The organism is Blattabacterium cuenoti, assembly GCF_014252395.1.
Lineage (GTDB): Bacteria > Bacteroidota > Bacteroidia > Flavobacteriales > Blattabacteriaceae > Blattabacterium > Blattabacterium cuenoti_AA.
In genome coordinates, this window is record NZ_CP059219.1 from 289945 (window position 1) to 301718 (window position 11774).

General features: G+C 24.7%; 12 protein-coding genes and 2 tRNA genes. 9 read left to right on the forward strand and 5 right to left on the reverse strand.

Annotated features, from left to right (window positions below):
- The first annotated feature begins 2 nt into the window (after nt 1–2).
- Both H0H36_RS01385 and truB read left to right on the forward strand, forming a co-directional pair.
- Nucleotides 3–812, forward strand: a complete 810-nt coding sequence (locus H0H36_RS01385) for an undecaprenyl-diphosphate phosphatase (protein ID WP_185869857.1) — start codon at nt 3–5, stop codon at nt 810–812.
- Nucleotides 809–1522, forward strand: a complete 714-nt coding sequence (gene truB, locus H0H36_RS01390; protein WP_185869858.1) for a tRNA pseudouridine(55) synthase TruB — start codon at nt 809–811, stop codon at nt 1520–1522. Before H0H36_RS01385 ends, truB begins: the two co-directional genes overlap by 4 nt.
- Here truB and rpsP read toward each other — a convergent pair.
- Nucleotides 1501–1848: a 30S ribosomal protein S16 gene (gene rpsP / locus H0H36_RS01395; RefSeq protein WP_185869859.1), complete on the reverse strand. Its 348-nt coding sequence runs from the start codon at nt 1846–1848 to the stop codon at nt 1501–1503. The two genes, truB and rpsP, sit on opposite strands and share 22 nt — an antisense overlap.
- 85 nt (nt 1849–1933) lie before the next feature.
- On the opposite strand from rpsP, the gene H0H36_RS01400 reads away from it, so the two are divergent.
- The 4 genes from H0H36_RS01400 (at nt 1934) to H0H36_RS01415 (ending at nt 4626) form a co-directional block, all read left to right on the forward strand.
- Nucleotides 1934–2004: transfer RNA gene (locus H0H36_RS01400), tRNA-Gln, on the forward strand.
- 47 nt (nt 2005–2051) lie between these two features.
- Nucleotides 2052–3458, forward strand: a complete 1407-nt coding sequence (locus H0H36_RS01405; RefSeq protein WP_185869860.1) for a dicarboxylate/amino acid:cation symporter — start codon at nt 2052–2054, stop codon at nt 3456–3458.
- A 15-nt stretch (nt 3459–3473) separates the two neighbouring features.
- Nucleotides 3474–4529, forward strand: a complete 1056-nt coding sequence (locus H0H36_RS01410) for a diphosphomevalonate/mevalonate 3,5-bisphosphate decarboxylase family protein (protein ID WP_185869861.1) — start codon at nt 3474–3476, stop codon at nt 4527–4529.
- 22 nt (nt 4530–4551) lie between these two features.
- Nucleotides 4552–4626: transfer RNA gene (locus tag H0H36_RS01415), tRNA-His, on the forward strand.
- A gap of 4 nt (nt 4627–4630) precedes the next feature.
- Here the strand turns inward: H0H36_RS01415 and H0H36_RS01420 are convergent.
- A complete protein-coding gene (locus H0H36_RS01420; protein ID WP_185869862.1) occupies nt 4631–5821 on the reverse strand; it encodes a pyridoxal phosphate-dependent aminotransferase in 1191 nt (396 codons plus the stop codon).
- Nucleotides 5822–5883: 62 nt separating this feature from the next.
- Here H0H36_RS01420 and rsmG point away from each other — a divergent pair, with 62 nt between their 5' ends.
- Together rsmG and H0H36_RS01430 are read left to right on the forward strand one after the other, a co-directional pair.
- Nucleotides 5884–6504 (forward strand): 16S rRNA (guanine(527)-N(7))-methyltransferase RsmG, encoded by a 621-nt coding sequence (gene rsmG / locus H0H36_RS01425; protein WP_185869863.1) that lies wholly within the window; start codon nt 5884–5886, stop codon nt 6502–6504.
- A 9-nt stretch (nt 6505–6513) separates the two neighbouring features.
- On the forward strand, nt 6514–7479 hold the full coding sequence (locus H0H36_RS01430) for an amidohydrolase family protein (protein ID WP_185869864.1): 966 nt from the start codon (nt 6514–6516) through the stop codon (nt 7477–7479).
- 1 nt (nt 7480) lies between these two features.
- Here H0H36_RS01430 and lysS read toward each other — a convergent pair whose 3' ends face one another.
- Complete coding sequence (lysS, locus tag H0H36_RS01435) at nt 7481–9001, reverse strand: lysine--tRNA ligase (RefSeq protein ID WP_185869865.1); 1521 nt, start codon at nt 8999–9001, stop codon at nt 7481–7483.
- An 85-nt stretch (nt 9002–9086) separates the two neighbouring features.
- Between lysS and lipB the strand changes: the two genes are divergently transcribed.
- Nucleotides 9087–9788, forward strand: coding sequence for a lipoyl(octanoyl) transferase LipB (lipB, locus tag H0H36_RS01440; protein WP_185869866.1), 702 nt, complete (start codon nt 9087–9089; stop codon nt 9786–9788).
- Nucleotides 9789–9794: 6 nt separating this feature from the next.
- Here lipB and mtaB read toward each other — a convergent pair whose 3' ends face one another.
- Nucleotides 9795–11102, reverse strand: coding sequence for a tRNA (N(6)-L-threonylcarbamoyladenosine(37)-C(2))-methylthiotransferase MtaB (gene mtaB, locus H0H36_RS01445; RefSeq protein ID WP_185869867.1), 1308 nt, complete (start codon nt 11100–11102; stop codon nt 9795–9797).
- 14 nt (nt 11103–11116) lie between these two features.
- On the reverse strand, nt 11117–11743 hold the full coding sequence (locus H0H36_RS01450) for a peroxiredoxin (RefSeq protein ID WP_185869868.1): 627 nt from the start codon (nt 11741–11743) through the stop codon (nt 11117–11119).
- Between the last annotated feature and the right edge of the window lie 31 nt (nt 11744–11774).

The following is an 11774-nucleotide window of genomic DNA, read 5'->3' on the forward strand; positions in this document are numbered from 1 at the left end:
TCATGAATTATATTCAATCAATCCTATTAGGGATTATTGAAGGAATAACAGAATTATTTCCTGTTTCTTCCACAGGACATATGATTCTGGCAGCTTATGTTATGGGAATATTAGAAAATAAAATAACAAATTTATTTATTATTTCGGTTCAATTTGGAGCTGTTTTTTCGGTAGTATTCCTATATAGAAAAGATTTTTTTTTTCAAAAATGGAACTTTTATCTAAAAATTTTTTTAGCTAGTTTACCAGTGTGTTTTTTTGGTTTTTTATTAAATAGAAAAAACAATCTATTTTTAGATAATCCACTTGTAGTAGCTATATCTCTTTTTATAGGAGGTTTTTTAATTTTAAAAACAGAAAATTTATACGAAAAAAAAAATTATAAAAAAAGAAATAATATTACTTATTTTAAAGCTATTATTATTGGATTATTTCAATGTTTAGCTTTGATACCAGGAGTATCTAGAAGTGCTACTACTATTGTAGCTTGCATGCTACAAAATGTTAATAGAAAAGAAACTATTGAATTTTCTTTTTTTTTATCTGTTCCTGTTATTATAATTGCTACATGTAAAAAATTATTCGATTATTACTATTTTAAAGTAGATTACTTATTTTTTGATTTTTATCTTTTTTTTAAAGAAATAGAGTTATTATTATTGGGAAATATAGCAGCTTTCTTTACAGCTATAATAACTATAAAATGTTTCATTACATATTTAAATAATTTTAAATTATTTGGATACTATAGAATTTTTTTAGGAATTTTTTTTATTATTCTACATTATTTTAAACCAATTGTAAAGTATTGATTCAAAATTTATCAGAATTTAAGAATGGAAAAATTTTGTTAATAGATAAACCATGGGGATGGACTTCTTTTGAAATCGTAAAAAAGATTAAAAAATACTTTCTATCAAAAAAAGAAATTTTTAAAATAGGACATACAGGAACTTTAGATCCTCTTGCTACAGGTTTATTAATTGTTCTCACAGGAGAATATACTAAAAAAGTTAGTTATATTCAAAATTATAAAAAATATTATACAGGTATTATTAAATTAGGTTGTGAAACATTATCTTTCGATTCAGAAACAGAAGAACATAATTTTTCTTCTATATCCCATATTACTTCTAAACTTATTAAAAAAACAGCTAAAAAATTTATAGGAGAAATCAATCAATTTCCTCCATCTTTTTCTGCTTTAAAAATAAAAGGTAAAAGATTTTATGAATATGCTAGAAACGGAGAAAAAATAGAAAATATAAAATATAGACGTGTAAAAATCTACCAATTTCATATCCTAAAAATAGGTATTCCCTATATAAAATTTTTTATAAAATGTGGAAAAGGTACTTATATTAGATCTATAGCTAAAGATTTTGGAAAAAAAATTCAAAGCGGAGCTTATCTCCTTTCTTTAAGAAGAGAACGTATAGGAAATTTTTATATGAATAATAATTATTCTATAAAATTAGATATATCAAAAGAATTTCCATGTTATTTATCCAATTTCATTTGAAATTTATACCATGTATCAAATTTTTTATGGGATTCTTCATCAGTTAATACTCCCTTTTTAACACCTTCTAATAAATATTTTTTAAGTAATACCCCATTTTTAGAAAAAATAGATTTAACTGTATTAGTAGGTTGTGCCCCTTTCATAAGCCAAGAAACTGCATCTTGCATTTTTAATACAGTTGAAGGAGGATCTGTGTGAGGATTATAGGTTCCTAATTTTTCAATAAATCTTCCATCTCTAGGAGAACGAGAATCAGCTACTACTATATGATAAATAGGTTTGTGTTTTTTACCAATTCTTTTTAAACGTATTTTAACAGACATAAAAAGGTTTTTTATTAAGTAACCTAAATTTAGATATAAATATAATGTTTTTGAAAAAAAATGGTATATATTTATATTTTTCATAAGACCCGTTGTGTAACGGTAGCACAGCAGATTTTGGTTCTGTTAGTTGGGGTTCGAGTCCCTACGGGTCTGTTACCGATTTTTGTATCCTTTTTTTTAGATATGTTGAATTTTACAAAATGAGTATTGGAATGAAAGTAAAAAAAGAAAAAATTCTATTAATAGCTTTTTTAAGTGTTTTAGCATATATCATTATACATTTATTCAAATCTTTTTTAGGATTAGATAAATATTATCTTTGCATATTAAGATGTTCCGTTATATCTATTTTTATATTATATGCTTTTCTGAAAAAAGATTTAACAACTTGGATTTTATTATCCATTATCATAGGAATAGAAGTAGGATTAGATATACCAAAAATTGCTGTTGAACTAAGATTTCTATCTCAAATATTTTTGAGATTGATAAAAACTATTATTGCTCCAATATTATTTTCAACTTTAGTAGTTGGTATAGCAAGTCATTCTAATATTAAACAATTAGGTAGTATGGGATGGAAATCTTTACTATATTTTGAAGTGGTTACTACTTTAGCATTGTTTATAGGTCTTATTGCTATTAATATATCTCAAGCTGGTGTTGGTATTGTTATGCCTTCAGGAATTATAGAACAAAAATTACCAAAAGTAGAAAGTAGATCTTGGCAAGATACTATTATTCATGTATTTCCAGAAAATTTTATAAAGTCAATATATCATGGAGATGTATTACCTATCGTTGTATTTTCCGTTATATTCGGCATATCTATGGTTTTTTTAGAAGAAAAAAAAAGAAATCCAATATTACTATTTGCAGAAAGTCTTTCCGAGATTATGTTTAAATTTACTAAGATTATTATGTATTTTGCTCCTATAGGCGTGGGATCTGCTATAGCATATACAGTAGGACATATGGGGTTGGATATTTTATATAATCTATTTCAATTATTATTGACACTTTATATTGCTTTATTTATTTTTTTGATAGTAGTTTTACTTCCAATTCTTTTATGGATAAAAGTTTCTCTAAAAGGTTTTATAAAAGCATTAATTGAACCTGTATCACTAGCTTTTGCTACTACAAGTTCTGAATCGGCTTTACCTTTACTTATGGAAAATTTAGAAAAATTAGGAGTACCTAAAAAAATTATTGCTTTTGTTATTCCTACAGGTTATAGTTTTAACTTAGATGGGACTACTTTATATTTATCTTTAGCAACTGTTTTTGTTGCACAAGCATCCGGTATTCCCTTAAGTTTTAGTCAACAAATATTTATAGGTTTAACTCTAATTTTAACTAGTAAAGGAGTAGCTGGTGTTCCTAGAGCTTCTTTAGTAATTCTTTTAGCTACGGTAGCGTCTTTTGGATTACCTACTTGGCCTATATTAGCTATTATAGGAATAGATGAATTAATGGATATGGCAAGAACTACCGTAAATGTTATAGGAAATGGATTAGCTAGTTGTGTTATAGCTCGTTCTGAAGGAGAATTAGACGATAAAAAAATGTTAGATTATGTTAGTAATAGAGAAAATGATTTATAATTAAATTTTTAAAAATTGTTTTTTTATAAAAAAAAATATTCTATAGAACCAAATGGAATAATAACAAGAAAAAGTTATTCAAATATTGCTTTAATTAAATATTGGGGTAAACATAATAATAAAATTCAGATTCCGTTAAATTCATCAATTAGTTATACTTTAGGTAGTAAAGTATATACGGAAACACGTTTAATTTATCATATAAGAAAAAAAAAAAATATTTCTATAAGAGTTTTTCTTTCCGGAAAAGAAAAAAAAAGTTTTGTTCCAAAAATTTTGGAATTTTTTCATAGAATATCATTTTATTGTTCTTACCTAAAACATTTTAATTTTATTATAGAAACTTATAATAGTTTTCCTCATAGTAGTGGAATAGCGTCTTCTGCTTCTTCTATGAGTGCTTTATCCTTATGCATTATGGAAATAGAAAAAAAATTAGGATACTCTTTAAAAAAAGATTTTTTTTTTAGAAAAGCATCTTTTTTAGCTAGATTAGGTTCTGGTAGTGCCTGCAGATCGATTTATCCTGGACTAGTTGTATGGGGGTATCATCAATCTATAAAAGGAAGTAATAATCTTTATGCTATTCGATATCCATATAAAATACATCCAATTTTTACTAAAATAGTAGATACTATTTTAATAATAGATGAAAATCCTAAAAAAATTTTAAGTTCAAAGGGACATCAGTTAATGAATAAACATCCTTATGCGAAGGAAAGATTTAAATATGCTAACAAAAATATGGATAGACTCATATCTATCCTAAAAATAGGAGATTTTCAAGAATTTGGAGAATTAATAGAACATGAAGCATTAAATTTACATGCTATGATAATGACCTCTATACCTTATTTTTTATGTATGAAACCAAATACTATTCATGTTATTCATAATGTATGGGATTTTAGAATACAAAGTAAAAAAAATATCTATTTTACACTAGATGCTGGGGCAAATATTCATCTTTTATATCCTATAAAAGAAAAAAAATCCATATTAAAATGGATATATAGCGATCTTTTTTTTTATAGTAAAAAAATTATAGAAAGTTATTGTTTTAATAATTAATTATATTTGTTTTGTTTCTATGGTGGACGTAGCTCAGTTGGGTTAGAGCATCAGATTGTGGTTCTGAGGGTCGCCGGTTCGAATCCGGTCGTCCACCCAAATTAAATTAATACTTTTTTTATTCTTGTAAATGCTTCTATAATTTTATCTTCTGAAGAAGCATAAGAAATTCGTAAACACTCATTATTTCCAAAAGCACTTCCACTAACAGTAGCTACTTTAGTTTTTTCAAGTAAAAAATCAGAAAAATCATCAGAATTTTTAATAATTTTTTTATATAATTTTTTTCCAAAAAAATATGAAATTTTTGGAAAAATATAAAAAGATCCATTTGGTTTATTAAATTGAAAACCTTTAATTTCTTTCATCATATCTAAAACTATATTTCTCCTTTTTTTAAATTCTTTTATCATATATTCTATTTTATTTGGATTAGCTTTTAACGCAGTTATAGCCGCTCTCTGAGCAATAGAATTAGTACAAGAAGTCATTTGTCCTTGTATTTTATCACAAGATTTAGCAATCCATTCTGGAGCTCCAATATATCCAATTCTCCAACCAGTCATTGAAAAAGCTTTAGATAATCCATTTAATGTGATAACTTGATTATAAATATCAGGAAATATAGCTATACTGGAATGTTTTTCTGAGGAGTAAGAAATATGTTCATAAATCTCATCAGAAATAATCATTATTTTAGGAAATTTTTTAAAAATTTCTGCTAAATTTCTTAATTCTTTATAAGAATAAATACTTCCAGTAGGATTACAAGGTGTACTAAAAATAAATAATTTTGTTTTATCTGTAATAGCTTTTTCTAACTGTTCTGGATAAATTTTGAAATTATTTTTCATGTTTGTAGGAACTACAACAGGATTAGATTCACAAATCTTAACCATTTGTAAATAACTTACCCAATATGGAGATGGAATAATGACTTCATCATTTTTATTAAGTAAGGATAAAAGAACATTCATTATAGCTTGTTTCGCCCCAGTAGAAACTACAATTTGAGACGGAGTATATTTCAAATTATTATCACGATAGAATTTATCGCATATTACTTTTCTAAGTTCTAAATATCCGGATACAGGAGTATAATAATGAAATCCTTCATCTATAGCTTTTTTAGCGTCATTTAATATAAAATTAGGAGGTAAAAAATCTGGTTCTCCCAAACTTAAATTAATAATATCATATCCTTTATTTTTCAACTCTCTTACTTTAGCTGACATAGCTATAGTTTGAGAATAAGATATATTCTGTAAACGATCGGATAATCTATTTTTCATAGTTAAAATTTGAAATGATTACAAATCTAAATAAATTTGATCTATAAATTTATTTATTTATAATGGAATTAATCAAAAAATATTTTCCAAATTTATTGGATCAACAAATACATCAATTTTCTTATTTAAAAAATTTATATGCATATTGGAATGCCCATGTTAATATAATTTCTAGAAAAACATTTGATGATTTTTATAAAATACATGTTCTTTTTTGTTTAGGTATAGCTAAAGTTTTTTATTTTTTTCCTGGATCATGTGTTATGGATTTAGGAACAGGAGGAGGTTTTCCTGGAATTCCTTTATCTATAATTTTTCCTAATACAGAATTTATATTAGTAGATTCTATAAGAAAAAAAATTAAAATTCTAGAAAATATAATAAATTTTCTTCATCTAAAAAATGCACATCCTATTTGTATACGTGCAGAAAAATTAGAAAAAAAATTTGATTTTGTAGTCACTAGAGCTGTATCAAAAATAGATACAATTCATAAATGGATAAAAAATAAGTTTAAATATCAATCTAGTTTTAGAATTAAAAATGGAGCTATACATTTAAAAGGAGGAAATATTTTTAATGAAATAAAAAAATATCCTCATGCAATAGAATATCCCTTAAATCATTATTTTAATGAACCATTTTTTGAAACTAAAAAAGTTGTTTGGATTTCTAACATTTAATCTCCTAAAATGAATCCTAAAAAAAAATTTTTAGAAAAAATAAAACAAAAAGGAGGTTGGGTTAATGCTCATTCTCACTTAGATAGAGCTTATACTTTAACAAAAAAAAATTTTAAATATTCTTATTTTCCTATTCAAAAAAAATGGTATTTAGTTGATGAAATGAAACGTTTAGCTTCGGAAGAAGATATATATTTTCGTATGGAAAAAGCTTTAGAATATTTTTTAATACAAGGGACACAAGCTTTATGTACATTTATAGATGTAGATGAAGTTATAGAAGATCGTGCTTTAAAAGCTGCTCAAAAAATAAAAAATAATTATGGAAATTATATTCATATTTGTTTTGCTAACCAAGTTCTTAAAGGAGTTTTGGATAAAAATTCAAAATATTGGTTTGATCAATCAATAGAATTTGTGGATATTATCGGAGGTCTACCTGCTAAAGATTATGGTAGAGAAGATGAACATTTAGATATTTTATTTAAAACAGCTAAAAGTAAAGGTAAAATATTACATGTTCATGTAGATCAATTTAATACTAATGAAGAAAAAGAAACTGAAAAATTAGCTAAAAAAACAATTGAACATGGAATGCAAGGGAAAGTAGTAGCTATACATAGTATTTCTTTAGCTGCACATAATAGAGCATATCGTTATGAAATATATAAATTAATGAAAAAAGCAAATTTAATGGTTATATCTTGTCCAATTGCTTGGATAGATCATACTAGAAGTGAACGTTTAACTCCTAGCCATAATTCTATCACTCCAGTGGATGAAATGGTACCTGAAGGAATTATAGTTGCTTTTGGTACAGATAATATTTGTGATATATATAAACCTTTTTCTGATGGTAATCTTTGGATAGAATTACGTGTAATGTTGGAAGCTTGTCATTATTATGATATAGATAATTTAGTAAAAATAGCTACGATAAATGGATTAAAAGTATTAGGTTTAGTAAAAAAATAACTTATCTTTTTCCTCCTTTTTCTGTACGCATTTGTGGAAAAAATAAAACTTCTTGAATTGAATTTTTATTAGTAAGTAACATTATTAAACGATCTATTCCAATTCCAATACCTGCAGTAGGAGGCATTCCGAATTCTAAAGCACGTATGAAATCTTGATCAATAGATAAGGATTCATCTTTTTTATTATTTTTTTCTGATAACTTAATTTGTTCTCGTAAACGATTAAGTTGATCTATAGGATCATTAAGTTCTGAATAAGCATTAGCAATTTCTTGTCCATTTATAATAAGTTCAAAACGTTCTGATAAATTCTCTATATGACGATGTTTTTTAGTTAACGGACTCATTTCTATAGGATAATCAATAATAAAAGTAGGATTTATATAATGTTTTTCGCATTTTTCTTCAAAAATATTTTCAATAAGTTTAGCTTTACTCATTTTTACATTTTCTTCTATATGTAATTTTTTACAAACTGTTCTTAAGTCTTCTTTATCCATTTTTTTAATATCAAATCCAGTATATTTTTTAATAGAATCCAACATAGATATACGGTAAAAAGGAGTTTTGAAACTAATATGATTATTATCTATATCTTTTGTAAATTTATTAAAAATACACTTCATTAATTTTTCTGTAAAATTCATCATCCAATAATAATCTTTATAAGCTACATAAAGTTCTAATACAGTAAATTCTGGATTATGAATACGATCCATTCCTTCATTTCTAAAATTTCTAGAAAATTCATATACTCCGTTAAATCCACCAATTATAAGCCTTTTTAGATATAGTTCGTTAGCTATACGTAAATATAATGGAATCCCAAGAGTATTATGATATGTTTCAAAAGGACGAGCTACAGCTCCTCCAGGAATGGATTGTAGAATAGGAGTATCTACTTCTAAATACCCTTTTTTATCCAAAAAATTTCTAATTTCTTGTATAATACGAGTACGTTTTAAAAAAATATTTTTAACATGATCATTAACTATAAGATCTACATAACGCATGCGATAACGTTGTTCTGTATTAGAAAAAGCATCATATATTTTTTTATTTTTATCCACTTTTACTTGTGGTAATGGACGTATAGACTTAGATAACAAAGTTAATTTATGAACATCTACAGTTTTTTCATTCATTTTTGTTTTAAATAAAACTCCTTTTATTCCAATAATATCTCCTATATCTATAAGTTTTTTTAAAAAAATATTATAAGTATCATCCTTCCCCATTTTATCTGAAAATAAATGATCCTTAGTAAAATATATTTGTATACACCCTGTGTGATCTTTAATTTCTCCAAAAGAAGCTTTTCCTAAAATGCGTAAACGTATTAATCGTCCTGCTATACTGATACTTTCTTTTTCTGTAAAATTTTTTCGTATATTACAAATAGTAGTAGTAACTACATATTCTTCTGATGGATAAGGATTTATTCCTAATAATTTTAGTTGATTTAATTTTTTTATGCGTACAATTTTTTGTTCTGATTGTTGCTCTGATAAATAGGACATATATTTATTTTATGTACCAGAAATGAATACGAATAAAACATAAGATACATTTGTTTTTTTTATTATATAAATTTTTAAAAAACTTATGAAAAAAAAAATACTTTTTTTTGAAGATTTAGGGAAAAAAAAATATGAAGATACTTGGATATATCAAAAAAAATTATTCAATAAAATAATACAAAAAAAAATAAATAAAATTTCTTCTATAGAAGCTGGATATTTGTTATTTGTAGAACATTATCATGTATATACTATAGGTAAAAATGGAAAAAAAGATAAACATTTATTAGTTACATTAGATTTTTTAGAAAAAATCAATGCTACTATTTGTAAAACAGATAGAGGTGGTGATATTACATACCATGGTCCTGGACAATTGATAGTATATCCTATTTTAAATATGGATTATTTTTTTACGGATATTCACAAATATCTTCGTTTTTTAGAAGAAGTTATTATACATTTTTTATGTAAAAATTATGGAATAAAAGGAGAACGAGAAAAAGGAAAAACAGGAGTTTGGTTATTGGATAATAAAAAATCAAGAAAAATATGTGCAATAGGAATAAGAATTAGTCGTTGGGTTACCATGCATGGATTTGCTTTAAATGTAAATACAAATCTAAAATATTTCGATTATATTGTCCCCTGTGGGATTTATAATAAAGAAGTCACTTCTTTAAAAAAAGAATTAAAAAAAAACAATATTTCTTTTAATGAAGTTAAATATATGGTAAAAAAATCTTTTCAAGAAATTTTTGATGTAGAATTTATTAATAAAAATTGAAATAATTTAATTTACTAGTTCTGAAATCATAATTCCATCTTTGTCCATTTTTTTTAAAAATACATCTTGTAATGTATTTTTACACATAAAATTTGAAGCATTCAATTGTATTTTTGTTCTAATATAATTTTCTGTATAACCATATAAATATTTTTTATTTGGAGCACTATTTTCAAATAAAACGGTTTTTTTTGTATTAATTTGACTTTCACAAAAAAAATTATATTTATATTTTGAAAGTTTTCTTAAAATTTTGTTACGTTTACATTGTATTTTTTTAGATATATTTTCTTGTATAGTTATGGATTTTGTATTTGGTCTAGGAGAATAAGTAAATATATGTAAAGATGAAATTTCTAACTTTTTTAAAAAATGAAAAGTTTCTAAAAAATGTTGATGCGTCTCTCCAGGAAAACCAACAATAACATCAGATCCTATATAAGCTTCCGGAATTAAATATCGTATTTTTTTTACTTTTTCTTTATAAATATCTCGTTTATAACGTCGATGCATTTTCCCCAAAATATCGTTACTACCAGATTGTAAAGGTATATGAAAATGAGGTACAAAATGTTTACTTTTAGATAAAAATTCAATATATTCATTTTTCAATAAATTAGGTTCTATAGATGATAAACGTATTCTACCCTTTTCTTTTATTTGATCTATAGCTTGCATTAAATCTAAAAATGTATACATACGATTTTTTCCATTTATTTTACCATAATCACCAATATTTACTCCTGTTAAAACGATTTCTTTTACTCCTTTTCTAAAAATAAACTTAATATTTTCTAATATATTTTCTATACTATCAGAACGAGATCCTCCTCTTGATATAGGAATGATACAATAACTGCATTTATAATCACATCCATCTTGTATTTTCAAAAAAGAACGAGTTCTACCACCAATGGAAAATGATGGAAAATAAGTTTTTTTTGAAATAATATTTGTATAATATTTTTTTATCCATTTTTTTTCAATAAAATTTATTATTTTAAATTTTTCTTTATTTCCTAAAACTAGATCAACACCATCAATAGAAGAAACTTCTTTAGGATTAAGTTCTGCATAACATCCTATTGCTATAACAAAAGCTTTTGAATTTTTATTCATAGCAGAACGCACTACATGCCTCAATTCAATCTCTGCATTTTTTGTTACAGAACAACTATTAATAACATAAATATCCGCATAAACATTAAAAGAAACATGTTTATAATATAATTGATTAAATTCTCTTTCTATAGTAGAGGTTTCAGCGTAATTTAATTTACAACCTATTGTGTAAAACGCTACTTTTTTTTTCAAATTATTATATTTTTTTATGAAAAAAAATCTATAATTCCACTATGACTTGCCTTTATAGCTTTTTTTCCTTTTACCCAATTAGCTGGACAAACTTCTCCACTATTTTCATAATATTGAAGAGCATCTACCATACGAATAGCTTCATCTACATTTCTACCCAAAGGAAAATCATTGATTAAAAAATGTCTTATAATACCTTTTTTATCTATTAAAAATAATCCTCTATAAGCAATCATTTCTTCTGTCGCTTCTTTCAAACATTCATTTTTACAAATCCATTTTCCAGATAATACTCCATAATTATGAGATATAGTCTTATTAATATCAGAAACAATAGGATAAGTAACTCCAGATATTCCTCCTTTTTCTTTTGGAATCTGCAACCATGTCCAATGAGATTGTTCTGTATCCGTGGATACAGCAATAATTTGTACATTTTTCATTTCAAAATCCTTTTTTTTTTCTTGAAAGGCATATATTTCTGTAGGACATACAAAAGTGAAATCTTTAGGATAGAAAAAAAGCAATACATATTTACTTCCATGAAATTGTTCTAAAGTAAAATTTTGCACAATATCTTTTCCATTTAATACAGCATTAGCTTTGAAATTAGGAGCTTTTTTTGAAATTAATGTATTCATAATTAATTATATTTAATTTTTTTTTACGAAT

What these genes read in the sequence shown, in the direction of transcription:
- rpsP (WP_185869859.1), bottom strand. Translation starts at nt 1,848, where the DNA reads ATGTCTGTTAAAATACGTTTAAAAAGAATTGGTAAAAAACACAAACCT.
- H0H36_RS01450 (WP_185869868.1), bottom strand. Translation starts at nt 11,743, where the DNA reads ATGAATACATTAATTTCAAAAAAAGCTCCTAATTTCAAAGCTAATGCT.
- H0H36_RS01430 (WP_185869864.1), top strand. Translation starts at nt 6,514, where the DNA reads ATGAATCCTAAAAAAAAATTTTTAGAAAAAATAAAACAAAAAGGAGGT.
- H0H36_RS01385 (WP_185869857.1), top strand. Translation starts at nt 3, where the DNA reads ATGAATTATATTCAATCAATCCTATTAGGGATTATTGAAGGAATAACA.
- lipB (WP_185869866.1), top strand. Translation starts at nt 9,087, where the DNA reads ATGAAAAAAAAAATACTTTTTTTTGAAGATTTAGGGAAAAAAAAATAT.
- H0H36_RS01420 (WP_185869862.1), bottom strand. Translation starts at nt 5,821, where the DNA reads ATGAAAAATAGATTATCCGATCGTTTACAGAATATATCTTATTCTCAA.
- lysS (WP_185869865.1), bottom strand. Translation starts at nt 9,001, where the DNA reads ATGTCCTATTTATCAGAGCAACAATCAGAACAAAAAATTGTACGCATA.
- H0H36_RS01405 (WP_185869860.1), top strand. Translation starts at nt 2,052, where the DNA reads ATGAGTATTGGAATGAAAGTAAAAAAAGAAAAAATTCTATTAATAGCT.
- rsmG (WP_185869863.1), top strand. Translation starts at nt 5,884, where the DNA reads ATGGAATTAATCAAAAAATATTTTCCAAATTTATTGGATCAACAAATA.